22 protein-coding genes and 1 pseudogene are annotated in these 20,697 nt (G+C 64.1%); 8 read left to right on the top strand and 15 right to left on the bottom strand.

The genetic code is table 11. The annotated features are described in order from the left end of the window. Positions 1-61: 61 nt before the first annotated feature. Together VIL42_09560 and VIL42_09555 are read right to left on the bottom strand one after the other, a co-directional pair. Positions 62-249, bottom strand: a pseudogene (locus VIL42_09560) (ATP-binding protein). A 480-nt stretch (positions 250-729) separates the two neighbouring features. Further along, the gene (locus VIL42_09555) at positions 730-1,278 is read right to left on the bottom strand and encodes a hypothetical protein (protein HEY8593093.1); all 549 of its coding nucleotides are present in this window, start codon (positions 1,276-1,278) and stop codon (positions 730-732) included. Positions 1,279-2,156: 878 nt separating this feature from the next. Here VIL42_09555 and VIL42_09550 point away from each other — a divergent pair. Then, on the top strand, positions 2,157-4,445 hold the full coding sequence (locus VIL42_09550; GenBank protein HEY8593092.1) for a UvrD-helicase domain-containing protein: 2,289 nt from the start codon (positions 2,157-2,159) through the stop codon (positions 4,443-4,445). Positions 4,446-4,455: 10 nt separating this feature from the next. Here the strand turns inward: VIL42_09550 and VIL42_09545 are convergent, their stop codons facing one another. Continuing rightward, a complete protein-coding gene (locus VIL42_09545; protein HEY8593091.1) occupies positions 4,456-4,596 on the bottom strand; it encodes a hypothetical protein in 141 nt (46 codons plus the stop codon). A 114-nt stretch (positions 4,597-4,710) separates the two neighbouring features. On the opposite strand from VIL42_09545, the gene VIL42_09540 reads away from it, so the two are divergent. After that, a complete protein-coding gene (locus VIL42_09540) occupies positions 4,711-5,433 on the top strand; it encodes a DUF72 domain-containing protein (GenBank protein ID HEY8593090.1) in 723 nt (240 codons plus the stop codon). A gap of 259 nt (positions 5,434-5,692) precedes the next feature. On the opposite strand, the gene VIL42_09535 is transcribed toward VIL42_09540, so the two are convergent. After that, the gene (locus VIL42_09535; GenBank protein ID HEY8593089.1) at positions 5,693-6,529 is read right to left on the bottom strand and encodes a formate/nitrite transporter family protein; all 837 of its coding nucleotides are present in this window, start codon (positions 6,527-6,529) and stop codon (positions 5,693-5,695) included. A gap of 162 nt (positions 6,530-6,691) precedes the next feature. Between VIL42_09535 and VIL42_09530 the strand changes: the two genes are divergently transcribed. Continuing rightward, positions 6,692-7,246 carry a L,D-transpeptidase family protein gene (locus VIL42_09530; protein HEY8593088.1) on the top strand — a complete coding sequence of 185 codons (555 nt, stop codon included), beginning with the start codon at positions 6,692-6,694 and terminating at the stop codon, positions 7,244-7,246. A 131-nt stretch (positions 7,247-7,377) separates the two neighbouring features. After that, complete coding sequence (locus tag VIL42_09525) at positions 7,378-7,776, top strand: hypothetical protein (protein HEY8593087.1); 399 nt, start codon at positions 7,378-7,380, stop codon at positions 7,774-7,776. Here VIL42_09525 and rsmD read toward each other — a convergent pair. Together rsmD and VIL42_09515 are read right to left on the bottom strand one after the other, a co-directional pair. Further along, on the bottom strand, positions 7,754-8,290 hold the full coding sequence (rsmD, locus tag VIL42_09520; protein ID HEY8593086.1) for a 16S rRNA (guanine(966)-N(2))-methyltransferase RsmD: 537 nt from the start codon (positions 8,288-8,290) through the stop codon (positions 7,754-7,756). The two genes, VIL42_09525 and rsmD, sit on opposite strands and share 23 nt — an antisense overlap. Continuing rightward, positions 8,287-9,099 carry a pseudouridine synthase gene (locus VIL42_09515; protein HEY8593085.1) on the bottom strand — a complete coding sequence of 271 codons (813 nt, stop codon included), beginning with the start codon at positions 9,097-9,099 and terminating at the stop codon, positions 8,287-8,289. The genes rsmD and VIL42_09515 overlap by 4 nt, the downstream gene beginning before the upstream one ends. 11 nt (positions 9,100-9,110) lie before the next feature. On the opposite strand from VIL42_09515, the gene VIL42_09510 reads away from it, so the two are divergent. Together VIL42_09510 and VIL42_09505 are read left to right on the top strand one after the other, a co-directional pair. Further along, positions 9,111-9,548 (top strand): response regulator, encoded by a 438-nt coding sequence (locus VIL42_09510; protein HEY8593084.1) that lies wholly within the window; start codon positions 9,111-9,113, stop codon positions 9,546-9,548. 84 nt (positions 9,549-9,632) lie between these two features. Continuing rightward, positions 9,633-11,018, top strand: coding sequence for an MFS transporter (locus VIL42_09505; protein ID HEY8593083.1), 1,386 nt, complete (start codon positions 9,633-9,635; stop codon positions 11,016-11,018). Here VIL42_09505 and VIL42_09500 read toward each other — a convergent pair. From VIL42_09500 to VIL42_09485, 4 genes are read right to left on the bottom strand one after another with little or no spacing between them, the layout of a single operon-like run. Continuing rightward, positions 11,003-12,301, bottom strand: a complete 1,299-nt coding sequence (locus VIL42_09500) for a folylpolyglutamate synthase/dihydrofolate synthase family protein (protein HEY8593082.1) — start codon at positions 12,299-12,301, stop codon at positions 11,003-11,005. The genes VIL42_09505 and VIL42_09500 overlap by 16 nt on opposite strands. Next, complete coding sequence (gene accD / locus VIL42_09495) at positions 12,301-13,158, bottom strand: acetyl-CoA carboxylase, carboxyltransferase subunit beta (protein ID HEY8593081.1); 858 nt, start codon at positions 13,156-13,158, stop codon at positions 12,301-12,303. The genes VIL42_09500 and accD overlap by 1 nt, the downstream gene beginning before the upstream one ends. 20 nt (positions 13,159-13,178) lie before the next feature. Next, positions 13,179-13,865 (bottom strand): orotidine-5'-phosphate decarboxylase, encoded by a 687-nt coding sequence (pyrF, locus tag VIL42_09490; GenBank protein HEY8593080.1) that lies wholly within the window; start codon positions 13,863-13,865, stop codon positions 13,179-13,181. Beyond that, positions 13,862-14,149 (bottom strand): hypothetical protein, encoded by a 288-nt coding sequence (locus VIL42_09485; GenBank protein ID HEY8593079.1) that lies wholly within the window; start codon positions 14,147-14,149, stop codon positions 13,862-13,864. The genes pyrF and VIL42_09485 overlap by 4 nt, the downstream gene beginning before the upstream one ends. A gap of 150 nt (positions 14,150-14,299) precedes the next feature. Here VIL42_09485 and VIL42_09480 point away from each other — a divergent pair, with 150 nt between their 5' ends. Continuing rightward, a complete protein-coding gene (locus VIL42_09480; GenBank protein ID HEY8593078.1) occupies positions 14,300-15,583 on the top strand; it encodes a serine hydrolase domain-containing protein in 1,284 nt (427 codons plus the stop codon). Here VIL42_09480 and VIL42_09475 read toward each other — a convergent pair. After that, a complete protein-coding gene (locus VIL42_09475; GenBank protein ID HEY8593077.1) occupies positions 15,580-15,807 on the bottom strand; it encodes a hypothetical protein in 228 nt (75 codons plus the stop codon). The genes VIL42_09480 and VIL42_09475 overlap by 4 nt on opposite strands. A 91-nt stretch (positions 15,808-15,898) precedes the next feature. Here VIL42_09475 and VIL42_09470 point away from each other — a divergent pair, with 91 nt between their 5' ends. Then, a complete protein-coding gene (locus tag VIL42_09470; protein HEY8593076.1) occupies positions 15,899-16,408 on the top strand; it encodes a hemerythrin domain-containing protein in 510 nt (169 codons plus the stop codon). Positions 16,409-16,415: 7 nt separating this feature from the next. Here the strand turns inward: VIL42_09470 and glmS are convergent, their stop codons facing one another. From glmS to VIL42_09450, 4 genes are all read right to left on the bottom strand, one after another. Then, on the bottom strand, positions 16,416-18,239 hold the full coding sequence (glmS, locus tag VIL42_09465; protein ID HEY8593075.1) for a glutamine--fructose-6-phosphate transaminase (isomerizing): 1,824 nt from the start codon (positions 18,237-18,239) through the stop codon (positions 16,416-16,418). Then, positions 18,240-19,595, bottom strand: a complete 1,356-nt coding sequence (gene glmU / locus VIL42_09460; protein ID HEY8593074.1) for a bifunctional UDP-N-acetylglucosamine diphosphorylase/glucosamine-1-phosphate N-acetyltransferase GlmU — start codon at positions 19,593-19,595, stop codon at positions 18,240-18,242. A gap of 104 nt (positions 19,596-19,699) precedes the next feature. Further along, positions 19,700-20,131, bottom strand: coding sequence for a biopolymer transporter ExbD (locus VIL42_09455; GenBank protein ID HEY8593073.1), 432 nt, complete (start codon positions 20,129-20,131; stop codon positions 19,700-19,702). Positions 20,132-20,143: 12 nt separating this feature from the next. Next, a complete protein-coding gene (locus VIL42_09450; GenBank protein ID HEY8593072.1) occupies positions 20,144-20,626 on the bottom strand; it encodes a biopolymer transporter ExbD in 483 nt (160 codons plus the stop codon). Between the last annotated feature and the right edge of the window lie 71 nt (positions 20,627-20,697).

The following is a 20,697-nucleotide window of genomic DNA, read 5'->3' as shown; positions in this document are numbered from 1 at the left end:
CTTATCACAACCTCCGCACGCGCGGCACTCCGCTCCTCGTCTCGCTCAGGACCGTCATAGCTCAAACCATCGCGTCCGCGCGGTCCGGCGATCTTCCGGTCCCTGATACCCGCCGCCCGCGATCAATCCGCCGAGCTCCGCTTCGAGGTCCGGAAACTCACCGGCAAAGAAGGCCGTCCCGCTCTCGAACTTCAGGGCGATCGGTTCGGCGCGCGCGCTTTTGCCGCGCAGCGCATGAACCAACCGAACCTGTGATTGGGCGAGCTTCCGCGATCGTCCCGCCGACAAGGGCGATCCGCAGCCGCGGTTTGCCGTTCGCAAGGTTGAAGACCCATTCGGCGCCGCGCGCGTCTTTCCAAATCCCCGCCCAGCAAGCAGCAACCATGTCCGCCAACCCTCCATCCTGGGCGGCAGCTGGTTGCGATGCGCGCAGAGTTCGAACTCCGCATCGAACTCCAGCAGCCCGCCGACCGATAGCGGCTGACTGATCAAGTGCCGCAGCCGCCCGCGAGCGGCGTTCGACACCTCAACGTCGCTTCGCACCACTCATTTGCCCGACCGTTACCGACCGGCGCGTGGCGCTGATCACCAAAGAAACGGGCGGCCGCCTCTTTGAAGGCGCCGCCCGTTCGGAGCGGACCGGCTGGCCCGACTCGCTATTCTTGACTGTTCCTGACGTGTACCTAAAGAGCGTTACGATGTCAAGAACTATTTACCCGTTTGGTTCGTTCAAACCATATATTCAGAATGGCCGTACACGATGATGGTCATATAGCCTTGCCGCTCTGTCGGCTTACCGGTCCCAAGGCTGGCCTCGAACCGCTCCGCGCTTGCGTCGGCACAGCTATATTCCGGACGCATCGCTCCCGACATGGCGACTACCTTGCAGCCTTTGACCTTGCCGTCATTGCCAATGTTGATCGCCATCACCTGCCCACCGAGCAAAGTGTCGCCCGTCGAAAGTTCCGGTTTCACCGGCGTCTCGCCGGGCGTGAAGCGGCGCTCGAAAGTGATCCGGGTAACGGTGCCGTCGCCCGACGAACTCTTGCCGATCGCAGCTGCTTGGGTGGACGCAACATCGCAATGTTCGGTCGCGCTGGGCTTCACGCTTGTTTCGTAGCGGCAGGATTGCGGGTTGCCGTCGCCGCTCATGGTGACCGTCACTTTTTCCCACCACGGCGAATGCGAGGCGAGCATCGCTTCGGAGCTGCTGGTGGTTGCTGCGGTGGCCAGCGATCCTGCGGCCGAGGCGATGATGAGAGCGGCGATCTTGAGCACGTGACACTCCTTCGCGCCCAACACGGGTCCCGCAAAGGAGTACTTCGCGGGGTCACCCGCCGCTCCAGCGGCACAATTGCCGCCGCCCACCTGAATCGCTGAACGCGCAGGCTGACTTTCGTTTCCGCCTTCTTCAACAAAGGCATGATTTTAAAGATTAGGGGTCGCGCAGGGCATCGAATGCGGCGAGTTCAAACAGAAATGGGGGCCGGCATTTCTGCCAGCCCCCACTGCGCCGAGCGAAGGATCTGCCGGTGTTCGATCTACCTTGGTCCCTCCCGGTAAAACCGTTTGTGACCCCGCTTCTCGATCCTGGCTCACCAGCTCAGGCGTCGCTTCCTACCGTGCCGCTCCCTCTTGCGAGGAGCCTTGGACCTACTCGACTGCGCCGCCCGAAGGTTCGCTTGCCTTTCGCTCTTCCGGCCCGTCCTCATGAAACCGAGGTCTCATGGGCCAAAACCGCCCGGTGTTCCGCGGCCCTTCTTGGGTCGACCTCTCTCGCGTTTCGCTTTGCTCACCTCCGGTCCGAAGACCTTCAGGAGCCGCGTCGCGCTTGAGGAAAATCGACTCTTCCGGCGCCTCTTCCCGGCTGGCCCGAGAAGAACCTCGAAAGGTGCTTCCCAATTCCTGCCGGCGGAGATCGGACCTTTGGTCACCTGCCGCATCTTCTTCCCGTTTCCGGTCTTCCGATGAGGCCGGGACCGCCGTCCCGATCACCCATTCCTTATGCTCCTCGCTGCCGAGTCGCGGAAGCGGAAAATGCGGGGTTGACCCTGTGGATACCGTGGATATCGGGCACAATCAGGGGAACCTTCCCGCAACTGCCGGATCGCGCCTCCTCGGTTGCCGTTCCGTTCCCCTCCCCCTACTTCGGACCTGTGCCCGAATCCGCCACTCTCGCCCACGATCCGCCCTATCTTCACGGGCTCAACCCGCCGCAGCGGGAGGCTGTGCTCACCACCGAGGGGCCCGTCTTGGTCCTGGCCGGCGCCGGCACAGGCAAGACGTCCGCGCTGACCGCTCGCCTTGCGCACCTGATTGCCAGCCGCCGGGCATGGCCAAGCCAGATCTTGGCCGTCACCTTCACGAACAAGGCGGCGCGCGAGATGAAGGAGCGCGTGTCCCGCATCTCCGGCGGCGCGATTGAAGGGATGCCGTGGCTCGGCACCTTCCACTCCGTAGCCGCGCGCATGCTCCGGACCCATGCGGAACTGGTCGGCCTGCAATCGAACTTCACCATCCTCGATACCGACGATCAGCTGCGCGTGCTCAAGCAGCTGATCCAGGCCGCGAACCTCGACGAGAAGCGCTGGCCGGCCCGTCAGCTCGCCGGCCTGATCGACCGCTGGAAGAACCGGGGATGGACGCCGTCGCAAATTGACGCAGGCGAAGCGGAAGCTTTCGCCGCCGGCCGCGGCGCTGAACTCTACGCTCAGTACCAGCAGCGCCTGCGTACGCTGAACGCCTGCGATTTCGGCGACCTGCTGCTCCACATGCTCGTCATCTTCCGCACTCACTCCGACGTGCTCGAAGCCTATCGCGACCGCTTCCGCTACATTCTCGTCGACGAATATCAGGACTCGAACCAGGGCCAGTACGAATGGCTGCGCCTACTCGCCGAGCCGCGCCGGAACCTCTGCTGCGTCGGTGACGACGACCAGTCGATCTATTCGTGGCGCGGGGCGGAGGTCGCTAACATCCTTCGCTTCGAAAAGGACTTCCCGGGCGCGGCCATCATCCGCCTCGAACAGAATTACCGCTCGACCTCGCACATCCTCGCGGCGGCCGACGGGCTGATCGCCCACAACACCGGGCGTCTCGGCAAACGGCTTTGGACCGACACCGGCGAAGGCGAGAAGGTGCGCATCATTGGGGTATGGGACGGTCCCGAAGAAGCACGGCGCGTCGGCGAGCAGGCCGAATCACATATGCGCTCCGGCGGCAGCCTTGACGACATCGCCATCCTCGTTCGCGCTCAGTTCCAAACCCGCGAGTTCGAAGAGCGCTTCATCGCGATCGGGCTTTCGTATCAGATCATCGGCGGCTTCCGCTTCTATGAGCGCGCCGAGATCCGGGATGCCATCGCCTATCTTCGCCTGATCACCCAGCCCGCCGACGACCTTGCTTTCGAGCGGATCGTCAACACGCCCAAGCGGGGACTCGGCGACAAAGCGATCGCGACCATTCATCGTCATGCCGGGGCGACCGGACAGCCGCTGCTCCTCGCCGCAGCAACCCTCCTCGACAGCGATGAGCTGACTCCCCAAGCCCGCCGCAGCCTTGGAGCCTTCGTCGCCGAAGTTGCGCGATGGCGGCAGATGGCGTCGGAGCTACCGCACCCCGAGCTCGCTCGGATCATGCTGGACGAAAGCGGCTACACCGCAATGCTTCAGGCCGACCGCTCGGCCGAAAGCGCGGGCCGTCTCGAGAACCTCGCCGAGCTCACGCGCGCCATGGAAGAATATGAATCGCTCCAGGCTTTTCTCGAGCATGTCAGCTTGGTCATGGACAATGACGAGGCGCGCCAAGGCGAACGCGTCACGATCATGACAATCCACGCGGCCAAGGGACTTGAGTTCGACACCCTTTTCCTCGCCGGCTGGGAAGAAGGCGTGTTCCCGTCACAACGGGCGCTGGACGAGGGCGGGCTCGCTAGCCTCGAGGAAGAACGCCGTCTCGCTTACGTCGCGATCACCCGCGCGCGGCGCCGCTGTACCATCCTGCACGCCGCGAACCGGCGCATCTACGGTCAGTGGACCAGCTCGATACCGTCGCGGTTCCTGGGCGAACTGCCAAAGGACCACATCGAGGAAGAGACCACCATGACGGGGGGCGAGAGCCTGTGGCGGGCGCAATGGTCGGGGCGGACCGATCCGTTCGCTCACCTTGCTGCCGCTCAGTCGAACCGCGCAAGCACTCGGGGTCCCGGCTGGCAGCGCGCCAGCGGCGGCCGGTTCAACGCCGAGCCGGCGCGGGTAATCGAATCACGCGCGTCAGCCGTGTCCCTGGGCAACAAGGGCCGCACCGACTTGTCCCTCGGCCAACGCGTGTTCCACGGGAAGTTCGGCTACGGAACCATCGCCGTGATCGAAGGCAACAAGCTCGAGATCGATTTCGAACATGCCGGCCGCAAGAAGGTCTTAGACAGCTTCGTCACGGCCGGCTGATCGTCATGGACTACCAGCGGCCGCGGCCACCAAAGCCGGAGCGGCCCCAGCCCATTCCCGAACGCGAATAGCCGGGGGACATCCCGCGCCCGCCCATGAAGCGGCGCATCAGATAGCCCATGCCGGCTGCAAAGATCATTCGTCTCAACATCTTGCTTCTCCTTTTGCCCGTCCAGCGTTCGAGGAGGCCGCCCGTTCCGGCCGAAACCTTCCTGCTTCGACCGGGTGAAAGAACCGCGCGCCGGGTCGCGTCGTTGTCGCCCTCATGAACGTCAAAATCGGCACTGCCGGATGGTCGATCCCGCGTGACCTCGCGAGCGTCTTCCCGACCGAGGGTTCGGGGCTCGAGCGCTATGCCGCCCACTTTCCCGTCGCCGAGATCAACAGCTCGTTTCATCGACCCCACCGACTTTCGACCTGGGAACGCTGGCGCGAGAGCGTTCCATCTGATTTTCGCTTCTCGGTGAAGGTGCCGAAGGCGATCACGCACGTACGCAAGCTCGTAGGGTGCGAAGACGAACTTGATGCCTTCATCAGCGAAGCTGGGAGGTTGGGCGACAAGCTGGCCGTGCTGCTGATCCAGCTCCCGCCCAAGCTCGAGTTCGACGCTGACGTGGTCACCGTCTTCTTCTCCAGCCTTCAGAGACGAACGGCCGCCGCGATCGTATGCGAGCCGCGCCATCTCAGCTGGTTCACCTCAGAAGGCGATGCCCTCCTCACTGAGTTCCGGGTGGCGCGGGTCGCGGCCGATCCTGCCCTCAACGAGGCTGCGGCAAGGCCCGGAGGATGGGGAGGACTGAACTACTGGCGGCTGCACGGATCGCCGGTGGCCTACCGTTCGAGTTACCGCGACCGCATCGACGAACTCGCCGCCGCGATCGGCGCCTTCGACGCTAGAGATTGCTGGTGTATCTTCGATAATACTGCGTCGTCGGCAGGTGCAGGGGACGCAATTGCACTCATGCGCGCCTTAGGAACGGGCTTCTAACGCCGCTCCTCGGGACGGCCGCCCCCCGACTCACCACCCATCCTGCTGAGCAGCCGGAGCAAGTTTGCCGGCAATCCATTCTCGGCTTTGAAAGCTGAACGCAGCGCCGAGCTCAGGGGCTGGAGCGCCGCGGGGAAACTGGCCCAATCGGGCGAAGAGACATTCATTGTCGAACCAGAGCAGTTGCTACTTGGCTCCCTAAACGCCCACCGCATCAACGGGTTGCGTGAAATAATTCATGTTAGATCGCGCGAACTCGTCAGATTTCCTGTTTGACCTGCGCGTGGTTGAGTAGCGCGACGAAGACGATCCCGCCGATCGAATTGCCGATGAACGCCGGGATCAGAAAGCCGACCAGATGTTGTCCCCAGCTTATATCGCCCTGCATCGCTGCGAACGCTGTTTCGATCGAACCGGCGATGACGTGGGAAAATTTCGCCGCAGCGATCAGCCACGTGACTGCAACGATGACGAGGAACTTGGCGGACGAAGCTGCAGGCATTAGCCACACCATCAGGGCGATCAGCCACCCTGCGAACACCGCCTTGATCAGGACAGCGAAGAAGCCGGGCTCAACCGCTTCGACGCCAAGCTTTGTAAAAGCGTGCACGGTCTCCCGTGGAAACAATCCAGGGATGGTGGCCGCTGCCGCCAGAAGCAGCGTTCCGACCATGTTGGCCGCGAACACGATCGCCCAAAAGCGGACGACATCGCGCGCCGGATGGGTCCCATGCAGGAAGGGGAGCATGGCAGTCAGGGTCGTTTCCGTGAACAGCTGCTGCCGCGCCATCGTCACGAACAGGAAGCCGAGCGTGTAGCCGAAGCTCGCAACCAGATGTTGCCACTGCGCTTCGGGAAGCTCGGCCATCAAAAGGCCCTGCCCGATCATCGAGCATCCCATGGTCAGCCCCGCCGCGAGCCCGGACCACCACAGCGAGCTTGCCGGCCGCTCGATTTCCTCGGTGCCTTCGATGCGGACGGCCTCGTGGACGACCTTCGCGCTTGTGCTCGATTTCTCGCTCGCTTCCTCAATTTCACGGCCGGAAAGTGGCGACTTGCGCTTTTCTTCCTGCACCAGCTCTTCGCGGTCTGACATCGGTCACCCTGCCTTTCGAATGACCTAACTCGGCGAGGCTGACCCGGTTCATTTCCGGGGCGCCTGATCGGAGCCGAACGGGCAACAAGTCGATTCCGCGGAACCCGACTCGCTGCCGATGCATTTCCACCGCAAAAGTCAACAACTAATTTCAGGTGTAAAATGAAGCAGCTAGCACTCGCGCTGGCGCTGACGGGTTCGTGCGTTTTTGCGACTACGACTGCGATTACGCCGGCGTCCGCGCTGGAGACTTATGAAGCCAAGATGCAGGCGACCGACGCCGCCGTGCAGGCGCGTTCCGATATGCTTGAGGCGTTCGGACCGAAGACTTTGAAGCCCGGACAATATGTCTGGCGCGATGTCCCGGAAAGCGCCGGCACTGAACGTGTCGTCGTCAGTCTCAGCGATCAGCTCGCCTACCTCTATCGTGGCGATACGCTGATGGCCGTGACCACGGTGTCCAGCGGCAGGAGCTCGCATCCGACGCCGACCGGCATCTTCTCAGTCCACACCAAGAAGACGATGCATCGCTCGCGCAAGTACGACAACGCTCCGATGCCGTTCACTCAGTTCATCGATCAATACGGAATTGCGCTGCACGCCGGCGCCATTCCGGGACGGCCCGCCAGCCACGGCTGTGTCCGTCTCCCCGCGTCATTTGCCAAGAAACTCTATTCGGTGACCGACGTCGGGACACCCGTTTATATCGGCGCGTAGCTGCCGAGGGCCGCGCTGCGTACCCGGCGCGGCCCCAGCGGCATAGGCCCGTTTCTTGGGCCGAACCTCGCTCGCGGGATACGCACCGTCTCCCGCGAGTTTGAGGTGCAACAGCCAACCAGGAGAACAGAATGGCCAAGGCCACAACGAAGAGCGGCACCAAGAGCGGCACCAGCGGCGGCAAGACCGGCAGCGGCGAGAAAAAGACCACCGCGGTCGCAACCACCTCCTCCACCAGCGGCGGCAACGGCGGCGGCTCCTCGGCCAAGGAAGGCATGGGCGATGCTTTCATCAAGCTGCTTCAGAGCCCGCTCGTCGCCGAGCTGATGGCTGTGGCGGCCACCGCCGCCCTCGCCGCTCTGGCTGAGCACGGGTTCAACAGTCAGGACGGGCGCCGTGGCAAGAAGGCGGGCAAGGCCGTCAAGGAAGCCGGCAAAGCCGCGGCTGCGGCGATCGGCCGCCGTCTCGCCAATGAATTCGACGAGATCCGCGAAGCCGCCAAGCAGTCTAAGGGCAGCGCAGAAGCGTAAGCCGCGCGCGCCCCGCTTCGCGGACCGCATCGACCGCTAGGGAGCCCGGCTCGACCGGCTCCCCGCGGCTTGTCTCTATCGCGATCCACGCCCCGGCCGCAGCCCAGCCCGCTTGCTGGATAGCCTGGGCAACTTCCGTGCCTGATCCGCTCGCATAGGGCGGGTCTGCAAAAACCAGGTCGAACGGTTCGCTGCGGGGCAATGCCAGCGCCGAGCCCAACAAAACGCGTGTCCGCTCAGTCGCGCCGAGCTTTTCCGCGTTGCGCTTGATCACCGCGGCTGCAGCGGCATCGTTTTCGACGAATGTGGCCGTCGCGGCGCCACGCGACAGGGCTTCGAGGCCGAATGCGCCGCTCCCGGCGAACAGGTCCGCGACGCGCAGTCCATCAAAACTGCCGAGACGGCTTATCAGCATCGAGAACAGGGCTTCGCGAACGCGGTCGGCAGTCGGACGCGTGCCCCCCTGCGGCGCGTCGATGGTTCGCCCGCGCCATTCGCCGGCGATGATCCTCATCCCAGCGTTTTGCGGAATGCGCCGATATCGCTGGCGGCGATCTCGTCCGCGTCCCCCGGCTCCATGCCCGCAATCGTGAACGGCCCGTAAGAGGTCCGGATCAGCCGCGACACCTGTAGCCCCAAATGCTCGAGAACCCGCCGCACTTCTCGGTTCTTGCCTTCCGTAAGGCTCATCTCGATCCAGCAGTTGCGCCCGGTTCTCCGTTCCAGGTTCGCGTTGATCGAGCCGTAATGCATGCCTTCGATCGTGACGCCATCCGCCAGATCCTCGAGCTGCGCCTGCGTCACCTCACCGAAGGCTCGCGCACGGTAGGTGCGGACGATTCCCGTGCGCGGAAGCTCCAACTGACGCTTCAGCTCGCCATCGTTCGTCAGCAGCAGCAGGCCCTCGGTCAGGAAGTCCAGCCGCCCAACTGGCATCAACCGCGGCAGCCCGGAGGGCAGCTTGTCGTAGATCGTCGGGCGTCCCTTGGGATCCCGCTCTGCGGTGATGGCTCGCTGCGGCTTGTAGAACCGGAACAAGCGTGTCGCCGCTGCCGGACGCACCGCCTTTCCGTCGACTGTCACGCCTTCCAGGCTCTCCAGAAGCGTTGCCGGCGTGGTCAGCTTTTCCCCGTTGAGGCTGATGCGCCCGTCGGCGATCATCCGCTCGATCTCACGGCGCGATGCTATACCGGCGCGGGCGAGGAGCTTGGCGATGCGCTGCGCCCCGCCCTCGCGTGGTTGTGGCGCGGCGGGCACAGCGCGGCCTCGCTTGCGCGTCGGCGGCACTTGACGCTTATTCGGACGTTGCGGTGGCGAGGTCATTGGGGTTTCACATGCTGTTCGGGAAGCGCAAGCGCGTCGTCAAGCGCATCCTCATCGTCGAGGATGAACCGCTGACCGCCTTCGAGAATGAAAATATGCTCGGCGACGCAGGCTACGAGGTCGTAGCGACGGTCGACGACCTCGAAGAAGCGCTAGAGATCATCGACCGCGAGCAGGTCGACCTGATCCTCAGCGACGTTCGCCTGAAGAAGGACCAGACGGGCATCGACCTCGCCCGCGTCGCGAAAAAGAAGGGCATCCCCACGCTTTTCGCAACGGGTCACGCATTCCCAAGCGCCGCCGAGTTCGCAATTGGCTGCGTGCTCAAGCCTTACAGCGAACGCCAGCTGTGCAAGGCGATCGAATGCGTCGATCGCCACATGCAAGGTGAAAAGGTCAAGCCGCCGAAGGGCGTAGAGCTGTTCATCGCCACCGACGGCGACAGCTAAAGAGCTTCCGTTCATCGCGGGGCTAGGCAGCCCGTGAAAGCTGGCTAATCTTCGGCGGCAATCAGGTTGCAAGGGGGTTCATCGATGGCGGAAGCACAGGCGCAAGAGGTATCGGGCTGGCGGGCTGTGCTGCCGGCGGGTGTGCGCCCGTACACCGAATCCGCACCTCTCGCGGCGCTCTTCCTCGGCATCTCGTCAGGTTTTCCCTATGCGATGATCGGCGCGACGCTGACGACGCGCCTCAAGCAGGGCGGCATCGACAAGTCGACGATCACCGCCTTCACGCTGGTCTTCCTGGCTTACAACTTCAAATTTCTTTGGGCGTGGATCGTGGACGGCGTTCGCCTGCCGGTCCTCGGCCGCCTCGGGCAGCGCGTTTCGTGGATGCTGGTCACAGGGGCGCTGGTGATCGCCGCTGTCGCCAATCTCGCCCTGGTCGATCCCGCGGATGGAATCAGCGGCGTCGTGACTGCCGCGATCCTGCTGGGCATTGCCGGCGCCAGCTTCGATATCGTCATCGACGCCTATCGCATTGAGATTCTTGAGCCGCGGCAGCTCGGCGTCGGCTCAGGCATGTCGCAGTACGGCTGGCGGATCGGCTCGGCCGGGGCCGGCGCGCTAGCGTTGGTCGTCGCCGCCCGCCAAGGCTGGGAGGCCGCCTACCTCGCCTGCGCGGCCTTGGCTCTCCCCGCGATGCTGACGGCTCTGATCATGGGCGAACCCGAACGGCGGCACGTCCGGAGCGAACGCAAAGGCGTCGGGGGTGCCGTCGCTGCCGTTTGGCGGCCGTTTGTGGAGTTCTTCCAGCGCAAGGGCGCGTTCCTCGTCCTGCTCTTCATCCTGCTGCACAAGATCGGTGACACGCTCGCGAACCTCACCTTCCGCCTGCTCTTCGACGATCTCGGGTTCACGAATGACGAGATCGCTATCTGGGATGTCGGCGTTGGCTTCTGGGCCTATCTGATCGGCATCTTCATCGGCGGCATCCTCTACGCCCAGCTCGGAATGAAGCGTTCGGTTCTGATCAGCCTCATCCTGATGGCGGTCTCCAACTTCAGCTTCGCGCTGCTGGCGATGAGCGGCCACAGCAACATCGGTATGGCCGCCGCCATCGGGTTCGAGAACACGGCCAGCGGTATCGGCGGCGTCTGTGTCGTCGCTTATTTCTCGGCGCTTTGCGACCTGCGCTTCACCGCGTCCCAATATGCCTTGATCTCGGCGGCAGCGAGCATCGTCGGACGGTTCCTGACCGGCACCACCGCGGGCTCGCTGATCGATGCCATGGGTTATGTGAACTTCTACCTGCTCACAACCGCAGCGGCGCTTCCGGGCATCATCCTCTTCTGGATCATGATGCGGGCCGGACTCATCGACCAGTCGATTGGCACCGCCGGTGTCGAGGGCAGCGGGGACGTCCGTGCCGAACATCCCCAGCAGGAAACGGGAAAACCCGTTCAGTCCGGAACTTGATCGTTCGCCTTAAGCACGCTCCCCGCGAGGTAAAGCGAGCCGAAGATCAGCACCCGCGCTCCAGCCGGTATTTGCTCGAGCGCGTCTGCGACCCCCTCGTGAGCCTCGGCCCTCAGGCCGAGTCCCCTAGCGTCTTCCAACAGCTCGACCGGTGGAAAGCAGGCGTGCTCCGGAATGGGGACCATGTGCACTCCAGCGACCAGCGTGCTGAACGGCTCGAGCATTCCCCGCGGGTCCTTCGTCGATAGGCTCGCGAAAACAAGGTGCAGCGGGCGTCCGTCCGCGAACTTCTGCTTCACGAACGCGGCGACTTGGCGGGCGGCGCTCGGGTTGTGACCGCCGTCCAGCCACACCTCGCGCTCGCCGGTGAGCGGGCCCTGATTCAGCCGCTGCAGCCGTGCCGGCCAGTCGGCCCAGCCGATTCCCGCCGCCATGGCTGACAAGGGCACCCGAAGTGCGTCCTGGTGGCGGAGCATCGCGACCGCCAGCGCTGCATTCATCGTCTGAAAACGCCCCGCCAATCTCGGGAGCGGCAGTTCGATCTCACCGCGGTGATCGTGGTAGCGGAGCTTGCCCTGCTGAGCGATCGCGTCCCACTCACCGCCGCGCGGCAGCCAGAGCGCGGCGCGCTCATGAGCGATCTCCCCGACCCGGCTCGCCGCAGCAGCTGGATAAGGCTGCGTCACCAGCGGCACGCCGCGCTTCGCAATGCCCGCCTTCTCACCCGCGATCTCCGGCAGCGAGTTTCCAAGGAACTGCTGGTGATCCAGCCCCAGGTTCGTGATTCCCGTCACCAGCGGGCAATCGATCACGTTGGTCGCATCCAACCGCCCGCCGAGGCCGACCTCCAGCACGCAGGCATCCGCCTGCTCGCGCGCGAAAGCCACGAATGCCGCCACTGTCGCGACTTCGAAAAAGCTTGGCTCGATCCCCTCGCCCGCATCGATGACCTCCGCCAGCGTGGCGGCGAGCGCCTCGTCCTCGATCAGCTTGCCGGCAACCCTGATCCGTTCGTTGAACCGCACCAGATGCGGGCTGGTGAACACATGCACTTTATGGCCGGCCGCCTCGAGTGCCGCGCGGAGGAAGGCAACCGTCGATCCTTTGCCGTTGGTCCCGGCGACATGGAACACGGGCGGGAGCTGGTCCTGCGGCCGGCCGAGCCGCTCAAGCACCGCGGACACGCGTTCGAGGCCAAGCCGGTCTCCAAGCGGCGATGTCTTCGAAAGGCGGTTCAGCTGCGCTTGGACGTCAGGATGCTCCGACCGAGCAAAGTCCGCCATCAGGCGGCCTCTTTCGTCTCCGGCGCCAGGTACCCGATCAGCAGCGCCAGCTTCTCCTTCAGGTCGCCGCGCCACACGACCATGTCGATCATGCCGTGCTCGAGCAGATACTCCGCACGCTGGAACCCTTCCGGCAACTTTTCGCGGATGGTCTGCTCGATCACCCGCTGCCCGGCGAAACCGATCAGCGCGCCCGGCTCGGCGATCTGCACGTCGCCCAGCATCGCATAAGATGCCGTGACCCCGCCCGTCGTCGGGTCCGTCAGCACGACGATGTAAGGCAGCCCCGCTTCTTTGAGCTCCGCGAGCGCGACGGTCGTCTTGGGCATCTGCATCAGGCTGAGGATGCCCTCCTGCATCCGCGCACCGCCCGCAGCCGTGAAGAGTATGTAGGGGCATTTGTCGGCAATCGCCGCGCGCACGCCGGCGACGAATGCGGCGCCCACGGCAATCCCCATCGAGCCGCCCATGAACGCGAAATCCTGCACGCCGACGATCACCTTGTGCCCGTCGATCCTGCCCCGAGCATTCACCAGCGCGTCCCGCTCACCGTTCGCGGATCGGGCCGCTTTCAGGCGATCGGTGTAGCGCTTGGTGTCCTTGAACCGCAGCGGGTCCTCGCGGACCTCCGGCGCCGGCAGCAGTTCATACTGCCCGGCGTCGAACAATTGCTCGAAGCGCTTCGGCGGCCCGATCCGGTCGTGGAAGTTGCAGCGCGGGCAGACGCTGTAATTCTCTTCCCACTCTTTGACGAACACCATCGTGCTGCACTTGGAGCATTTGTGCCAAAGGTTCTCCACGCTCTGCCGCTTCGGCAAGAAGGGAATGCCGCTGCGGACTCGGCTCAACCAGCTCATCGTCTTCGCTTCCTAAGATTTCAGGCGGGCGTCTGCGCCAGGGACGCGGCAATGTCCATGATCGCCTGCCGAGGATCGGTGGCGCCGGTGATCGGCCGGCCGATAACCAGCACCGACGCCCCGTCTTCCAGCGCCTGTGCCGGCGTCGTCACTCTCTTCTGGTCACCGACTTCCGCCCCGGCTGGACGGACCCCCGGCACGACGAAGAAGCCGTCGCCCCATGCCCGACGCGCCGCACCGACTTCCGCGCCCGAGCAGACGATCCCGTCGATCCCGGACTTGCGTGCGAGTGCCGCGAGGCGCTGGACCTGCTCCGCAGGAGACCCGCTCACGCCCGCCTCCCGCAGATCGGCTTCGTCGAGGCTGGTCAAAACGGTCACCCCGACCACTTTGGTAACCGCCGAAGCCGCCTCTTTCGCGGCCCGCAACATCGCCCCGCCCCCTGCCGCATGCACTGTGAGGATCGCCGGATTAATAGGGCCAAGCGCCTTGACCGCCTTGGCGACAGTGTTCGGAATGTCGTGCAGCTTCAGGTCGAGAAAGATCGGCAGTCCAAGCGACGCCACTTCGCTTACGCCGCCGGGCCCGTGAGCCGAAAAGAACTCCAGCCCGAGCTTCAGCCCCCCTGCATGGTCCCGAACCGCCTGCGCAATCTCCATCGCGCGGGGCAGCTCCGGCGTGTCGATCGCGACGAAGATCGGGTTCATTCGACGATCGGTTCCTGCACAGCGGGCGGCTCCGCCGGACCGATTGACGCACGCGTCCGCTCCACCGCCTCCAGCCGGCGCCTGCACCCCCAAAGCCTCGCACGCATTAGTAGCCATGTCGGCAGGAAGCCGAGCAGGAAAAAGGTGAACAGCAGCACCGGTATCTTCACATCGGCCTGGATGTTGCCCCACAGGTTGAGCGTGACGTCTGCCCAATTGCGGTAGGCGAAAAGGGCGATCACCACCGCCAACAGTGCCCAGATGACCGTCGAGAGAAATCGCATTCGGCCGCGTCTACGCGACGCGTCTCGTCATTTCCAGCAGCAGCGCAGTTCGTCGCGCAACCGACTCGCTTCACCGCAACACAGCTGAAGCGTCTTGAGAGCCGACTCCGGGCCCGCCACAGATGCTTCCGGGGTTGGGAGAAATTTCCTTTGAAGCTCGGTCATGTCTTTGGGCTCAGCACGCTGGCCGCTGTCGTTGCCGGGTCGCTGCTGGTCTTGCGCCCGGACTCTGCGGGCCAGGACACGCCCAAGCCCACTGCCGCACAAGTTACCCTCGGCAAAGTCTCGACGGCCGCACGCCAGGACATCGACTATGACGCGATAGACCGTCGCCTGCAGGCTCTGATGCAACGTCCGACCATGGTCGGACTCGCGGTGGGGATCGTCGAAAACGGGCGGATCACCTTCCTCAAGGGCTATGGTGAAACGCTGGCGGGCTCGGGCGATCCGGTCACACCGCAGACGGTCTTCCGCTGGGCCTCGGTATCCAAGGGCCTCGGCGCGACGATGGTTGTGAAGCTCGCTCAAGAACGCAAGATCGACCTCGACGCGCCGATCGCCAACTACGCCCCAGACCTTCACCTCCCCCGCGGCAATGAAAATGTCGCAACTGTCGGCGACGTCCTGTCCCACCGCCTCGGCCTCTACCGGCATGCCTTCGACAACAAGCTCGAGGAAGGACAGGACCCGAGCTTCCTTAGATCGCAGCTGGTCACCCTCGACGGCATCTGCGCGCCCAAGACCTGCTGGGCCTATCAGAACGTCGCCTATGACGCGGCCAGCGAAGCGGTGTCGCGCGTCACCGGCATGCCTTACGAACAGGCGGTCAAGCGCAAGCTGTTCAATCCCATCGGCATGACCAGCGGCAGCGTCTCGATGGCAGGGCTTCAATCGAACCGAAGCTGGGCTCGTCCCCACTTCAGTGGCCGCCGTCCGGCGCCGATTGTCGATACTTACTACAAGGTTCCGGCCGCCGGCGGCGTCAACAGCAACATCAAGGACATGGCCCTGTGGATGATCGCCCAAATGGGTGACATGCCCGACGTGCTCGACGCCAAGGCACTCAGGATCCTCCATGCGCCTTATGTGAAGACGCCCGGCGAACGGGCCCGCCTCCGCAAGTTCCTCGAGCGCATCGGCACCGCCTGGTACGGATACGGCTGGCGCAGCTACGATTATGCGGGTCACCGCATCGTCGGCCACCGCGGCGGCATCCGCGGCTACCGCTCCTTCATCCTCTTCGACCCGCAGAAGAAAAGCGGCGTCGTCGCCTTGTGGAACAGCGACACTTGGCAGCCGGGTGGGCTTGAATTCGAAGTCATGGACATGATCCACCACCTGCCCGCCCGCGATTGGCTGGAGCTCGACAAGAAGCCCAGCGAGCCAGCTGCCGAGGCAGCGGAGCCCGAAAGCAGCGGCGACAATCCGCGCTAGGCGCCGCCCTGCTTCGCCCTCGCGATCTCCCGCTTCTGGTGCAGGTGCGCCATGTAGCGGCAGCCCATGCCGGCGATTGAAGTCAGCATGCCGATGATCAGCGCGGGATAATACCAGGAAGGCGGATTTTCCTTCGCTGCGGCGACCGCCCCCAGAAACAGGACGCTGGCGATCGAGATCAGATAGCCTGCGGCCTTCCAGTCGAGGCTTGCGCCCTTGGCCAATGTGACATTCTCATGACGCATCGCGCCGGCAGGAACATACGAGCACGCCGGTTTGTTTCGCCTCCTGAAAGATCAACAGGAGACGAGCCAAATGGCCGAGAGCAAATCCCAGGACGCCATTGCGCTTCTCAAGGAAGACCATCGCGAAGTCGAAAAGCTGTTCAAGGACTTCGAATCAGCCAAGGGCGACGGGCGAAAGCAAAAGCTTGCGCGGCAGATCTGCCTCGAGTTGACGATCCACTCGATGCTCGAAGAGGAAATCTTCTACCCGGCCTGCAAAGAGGTGGTGGACGAAGAGGACATCAAGGAAGGTTATGTCGAACACGACGCGGCCAAGCTGATGATCGCGGAAATTGAAGCGAATGAAAGCGGGTCTGACGACTTCTTCGACACCAAGGTGAAGGTGCTCCAGGAAGAAATCGAGCATCATGTCGAGGAGGAGGAAGGTGCCGGCGGCATCTTCTCGCAGGCGCGCAAGGGCAAGCTCGACCTCGACGCGATCGGTGAGCAGCTCGCCGCGCGCAAGAAGGAGCTGAAGGCTCAGTTCAAGGACCGCCTGCCGGAGCCCGAACTGACGACGATGAACGAAGTCTCGGTCTAGAGACTCCTCACTCGACGGTAACGCTCTTGGCCAGGTTGCGCGGCTGATCGACGTCGGTGCCTTTGAGCACCGCCACATGGTAGGCGAGCAGCTGCACCGGTACGGCATAGACGAGCGGTGCGATCAACGGATGCACGCGCGGCATCTCGATGGTCGCAATGCAGCCATGGCCCGCTTCGGCAATCCCTTCGGCGTCGCTGATCAGGACGATCTTGCCGCCGCGGGCGCGGACCTCCTGCATGTTACTGACCGTCTTCTCGAACAGCGGCCCTGACGGGGCGAGGACGATGACCGGCACATTGTCGTCGATCAGTGCGATCGGCCCATGCTTCATCTCGCCCGCGGCATAACCTTCGGCGTGGATGTAGCTGATTTCCTTGAGCTTCAGCGCACCTTCGAGCGCCATCGGGTAATCGGGCCCGCGGCCGAGGTAGAGCACGTCGCGAGCCGGAGCGACGAGGTGCGCCATCGCTGCAATATCGTCGTCATGGTTGAGCGCAGCGTTGAGCGCAGCCGGGGCCATCTGCAGATTCTCGACGACATCGCGCTCCTCGTCGCCGCTCAGACGCCCCTTCGCGCGCGCTAGGTTGGCCGCGAGCGCCGCAAGCACCGCGAGCTGGCACGTGAACGCCTTGGTCGATGCGACGCCGATCTCCGGCCCCGCATGCGTCGGCAGCAACAGGTCCGCTTCGCGCGCCATTGAGCTGGTCGGCACGTTGACCACAACGGCAATGCGCTGCTGCTCCGCTCGAGCATGCCGCAGCGCCGCCAGCGTGTCCGCCGTCTCGCCCGACTGGCTGATGAACAGCGCCAGGCCGCCCGGCTCCAGCACCGGCTGGCGGTAGCGGAACTCGGATGCCACATCGATGTCGACCGGCACGCGCGCGAACTGCTCGATCCAATATTTTGCGACGAGCCCCGCATAATAGCTCGTGCCGCAGGCGACGATGGTGACCCTGTTGACCTCGGCAAGATCAAGGTCGCCGGTCGGCAGCGCGACCTCGCCTTCGAATGGCCGGACATAGCTTTGGAGCGTCTGGGCAACCACGATCGGCTGCTCGAAGATCTCCTTTTGCATGTAGTGGCGGTAATTGCCCTTCTCGACCGGCGCCGACGACGCGCCGGACTGGACGACCTCGCGTTCGACGCGATTGTTGTTGGCGTCGAAGATCTCGATGTGGTCGCGGTGAACCACCGCCCAGTCGCCCTCGTCGAGATAGGCAATACGCTGGGTCCACGGCGCAACCGCAAGTGCGTCGGAGCCGAGGTAATTCTCACCGTCGCCATAGCCGACGGTCAGCGGCGCCCCGCGCCGTGCGCCGATGATCAGGTCGGGGTGATCGCGGAACAGGAATGCGATCGCGAATGCGCCCGTCAGCCGCGGCAGAACGGTCGCGACCGCGTCCTGCGGCCCGGCGCCGCGCTCGATCTCACGAGCGACGAGGTGGCCGACGACTTCGGTATCGGTCTCGCTCCTGAACTCGCGTCCCTCGGCAATCAGCTCGTCCCGAAGCGGCTTGAAATTCTCGATGATGCCGTTGTGGACCAGCGCCACGCCGCCGATGATATGCGGATGGGCGTTGCTGACCGTCGGTGCCCCGTGTGTCGCCCAGCGCGTATGCGCAACCCCGGTGATCCCGCGGAGCGGCTCGGCCTGCAGCTCACGGGCGAGATTGTCGAGCTTGCCTTCCGCCCGGCGCCGCTCGAGCGCGCCATTGTTGATCGTACAGATGCCCGCCGAGTCGTAGCCCCGATATTCAAGCCGCTTCAGCCCGTCGAACAGCCGCTGCGCTACGTCGCTGGTGCCGACGATCCCGACAATTCCGCACATCTACTCGGCCGCCTTCCCGGTCATTCGTTCACGAAACCGCCGCGCCCAGCCGGCGATCGTCTTCTGTTCATTGCGTTCGACGGCCAGGCTATCCGGCTCCACGTCGCGCGTGATCACGGATCCGGCGCCGACGATTGCCCCCTGACCAACCCTCACCGGCGCAACAAGCGCCGTGTTCGAGCCGATGAACGCACCCTCGCCAATGTCGGTCTGATACTTGCCGAAGCCGTCATAATTGCAGGTGATCGTGCCGGCGCCGATGTTGGCGCGCGCGCCGACCGCCGTGTCGCCGACGTACGACAGGTGATTGACCTTGGCGCCTTCGCCGACCGTCGCTTTTTTCAGCTCGACAAAATTGCCGACCTTGGTCCGCTCGGCCAGCCGCGTGCCGGGCCGGATCCGCGCGAACGGGCCGATGCTCGCCTTCGCCCCGATGCTCGCTCCTTCGATATGGCTGAATGCATGGATGGTCGCGCCGTCGCCCACCTGCACCCCCGGACCGAAGACGACGTGCGGCTCGACCGTGACGTCGCGGCCGAGCTTGGTGTCGTAGGCAAACCAGACGCTTTCCGGATCGATCAACGTCGCGCCTTCGTCGAGCACCTGCTCGCGCCGGCGCCGCTGCCATTCCAGCTCCAGATGTGCGAGCTCGGCGCGGCTGTTCACGCCCGCCGTCTCGTACGGATCGCCCTCAATCACCACCGCCTCGCGACCCTCCGCAGCCGCGATGTTGACGATGTCAGGGAGGTAGTATTCGCCCGCCGCATTGTCGTTGCCGACCTTCGTAAGCCAGCGGAACAGGTCCGGGCCGCGGACGGCCATCATGCCCGAATTGCACAAGCGCACCGCGCGCTCTGCCTCGGTCGCATCCTTATACTCGACCATCTTGGCGATGCGGTCCCCTTCGCCAAGGATGATGCGCCCGTACTTCAGCGGATCGTCGGGCCGAGAGGCGAGCACGACGATGCCCGGGCCGTCGTCACCTTCAAGGCGGTCGAGCATCCGCCGCAACGTATCGGCTTCGACGAATGGGGTATCGCCGTAGAGGATGATGACCGGACCGTCATAGGCGCGGAGTGCTTCCTCGGCCTGCTGCACGGCATGACCCGTGCCCTTCTGCTCTGCTTGGATCGCAATCGAAACGTTGCGCCCGTTGATCGCCTTCTCGACCTGCTCGCGGCCCTTGCCGACGACGACAACCCTGTTCTCGGCACCGAGCGCATCGACGCAGTCGAGCAGGTGGAGCAGCAGCGGCCTGCTGGCGATCGGGTGCAAGACCTTATGGGTGTCGGAGCGCATGCGCGTGCCCTGCCCGGCGGCAAGGATGACGACGGCGAAGCGGCGCTGGTCATTCATTGGTGCGAGCAATGGCATGGCAGTTTCTCGAGCGCCAGTATGCTGGACATATGAAAAGGGCGGCTCCCGAAGGAACCGCCCTCTCCGCCTCTAAGCGCGCGCGCTTAGAAGACGTTCTGGTAATATTCGTTGCCGACGAAGCCCATCTTCTGGACGTGCGCCTGCTTGGTGATGACCAGCACCTGGTCAACCGTCTCGTAGCGCGCAGTCGCGTCCGGCTGCAGGTGCAGCTCGGGAACCGGGTTCATCTGCTGCGTAACGTCGAGATATTCGCGCAGCTGGGCGGCGTTGATCGGATTGCCGTTCCAGGTGATCTGGTCCTGCGCCGTCACGCCGACCGTGTTCTTCACCGGATCGACGGGCGGCGGCGGCTCGTTCGTCGCCTGGGGCAGGTCCAGCTTCACGGCATGAGTCTGGATCGGCAGGGTGATGATGAACATGATCAGGAGAACCAGCATGACGTCGATCAGCGGCGTCACGTTGATGTCCAGCATCGGCTCGCCGCTGTTATTGTCGCTAGTGGTCTGCATTGACATGGCGAGCTACTCCTAACCTGCAGCGTTGTTCGCAGGCGGCTCGGAAATGAATCCGACGCGCTGGAAACCTGCTGCCTGCATCGTCACGATCGCTGCACCGATGCACTTGTACTGGGTGTTCACGTCACCACGAATATGCGCTTCCGGCATATTGTCTTCGGTGATGTTCGCGGTGCCGCCGACGGCCTTGATCTGGTCTTCCAGCTTCTTGACCGCTTTGTCGAGCAGCTGCTTCTGGTCGACCTTCTCAAGCAGCCAGTAGACTTCGCAAGCACCGCCAGGGCCGCTGCGAACGCTCAGCGAGACGTTCTCCGGCTTGGTCGTCGTCGGCTCATAGCGGAGCTTCGGAATTTCGACGGGCACCTGCTGGACTACGACCGGCACGGTGATCAGGAAGATGATCAGAAGCACCAGCATGACGTCGGTCAACGGAACGACGTTGATGTCCGACATGGCGGCGTCTTCATCGCCGTCTTGGATTACTGTTCCTGCCATACGGCTGGTTTCTTTCCTGCTTCAAACGGGGCGGAACCGCGGCTGCATGAGCCGGGCTCCGCCCGTTTTGC

The sequence above is a fragment of the Sphingomicrobium sp. genome (assembly GCA_036563485.1).
Lineage (GTDB): Bacteria > Pseudomonadota > Alphaproteobacteria > Sphingomonadales > Sphingomonadaceae > Sphingomicrobium.
Note: the sequence above shows the minus strand (reverse complement) of the source record. Positions and strands in the feature narration are given on the sequence as shown.

What these genes read in the sequence shown, in the direction of transcription:
- VIL42_09545 (HEY8593091.1), bottom strand. Translation starts at nt 4,596, where the DNA reads ATGTTGAGACGAATGATCTTTGCAGCCGGCATGGGCTATCTGATGCGC.
- VIL42_09540 (HEY8593090.1), top strand. Translation starts at nt 4,711, where the DNA reads ATGAACGTCAAAATCGGCACTGCCGGATGGTCGATCCCGCGTGACCTC.
- VIL42_09535 (HEY8593089.1), bottom strand. Translation starts at nt 6,529, where the DNA reads ATGTCAGACCGCGAAGAGCTGGTGCAGGAAGAAAAGCGCAAGTCGCCA.
- VIL42_09530 (HEY8593088.1), top strand. Translation starts at nt 6,692, where the DNA reads ATGAAGCAGCTAGCACTCGCGCTGGCGCTGACGGGTTCGTGCGTTTTT.
- VIL42_09525 (HEY8593087.1), top strand. Translation starts at nt 7,378, where the DNA reads ATGGCCAAGGCCACAACGAAGAGCGGCACCAAGAGCGGCACCAGCGGC.
- rsmD (HEY8593086.1), bottom strand. Translation starts at nt 8,290, where the DNA reads ATGAGGATCATCGCCGGCGAATGGCGCGGGCGAACCATCGACGCGCCG.
- VIL42_09515 (HEY8593085.1), bottom strand. Translation starts at nt 9,099, where the DNA reads ATGACCTCGCCACCGCAACGTCCGAATAAGCGTCAAGTGCCGCCGACG.
- VIL42_09510 (HEY8593084.1), top strand. Translation starts at nt 9,111, where the DNA reads ATGCTGTTCGGGAAGCGCAAGCGCGTCGTCAAGCGCATCCTCATCGTC.
- VIL42_09505 (HEY8593083.1), top strand. Translation starts at nt 9,633, where the DNA reads ATGGCGGAAGCACAGGCGCAAGAGGTATCGGGCTGGCGGGCTGTGCTG.
- VIL42_09500 (HEY8593082.1), bottom strand. Translation starts at nt 12,301, where the DNA reads ATGGCGGACTTTGCTCGGTCGGAGCATCCTGACGTCCAAGCGCAGCTG.
- accD (HEY8593081.1), bottom strand. Translation starts at nt 13,158, where the DNA reads ATGAGCTGGTTGAGCCGAGTCCGCAGCGGCATTCCCTTCTTGCCGAAG.
- pyrF (HEY8593080.1), bottom strand. Translation starts at nt 13,865, where the DNA reads ATGAACCCGATCTTCGTCGCGATCGACACGCCGGAGCTGCCCCGCGCG.
- VIL42_09485 (HEY8593079.1), bottom strand. Translation starts at nt 14,149, where the DNA reads ATGCGATTTCTCTCGACGGTCATCTGGGCACTGTTGGCGGTGGTGATC.
- VIL42_09470 (HEY8593076.1), top strand. Translation starts at nt 15,899, where the DNA reads ATGGCCGAGAGCAAATCCCAGGACGCCATTGCGCTTCTCAAGGAAGAC.
- glmS (HEY8593075.1), bottom strand. Translation starts at nt 18,239, where the DNA reads ATGTGCGGAATTGTCGGGATCGTCGGCACCAGCGACGTAGCGCAGCGG.
- glmU (HEY8593074.1), bottom strand. Translation starts at nt 19,595, where the DNA reads ATGAATGACCAGCGCCGCTTCGCCGTCGTCATCCTTGCCGCCGGGCAG.
- VIL42_09455 (HEY8593073.1), bottom strand. Translation starts at nt 20,131, where the DNA reads ATGTCAATGCAGACCACTAGCGACAATAACAGCGGCGAGCCGATGCTG.
- VIL42_09450 (HEY8593072.1), bottom strand. Translation starts at nt 20,626, where the DNA reads ATGGCAGGAACAGTAATCCAAGACGGCGATGAAGACGCCGCCATGTCG.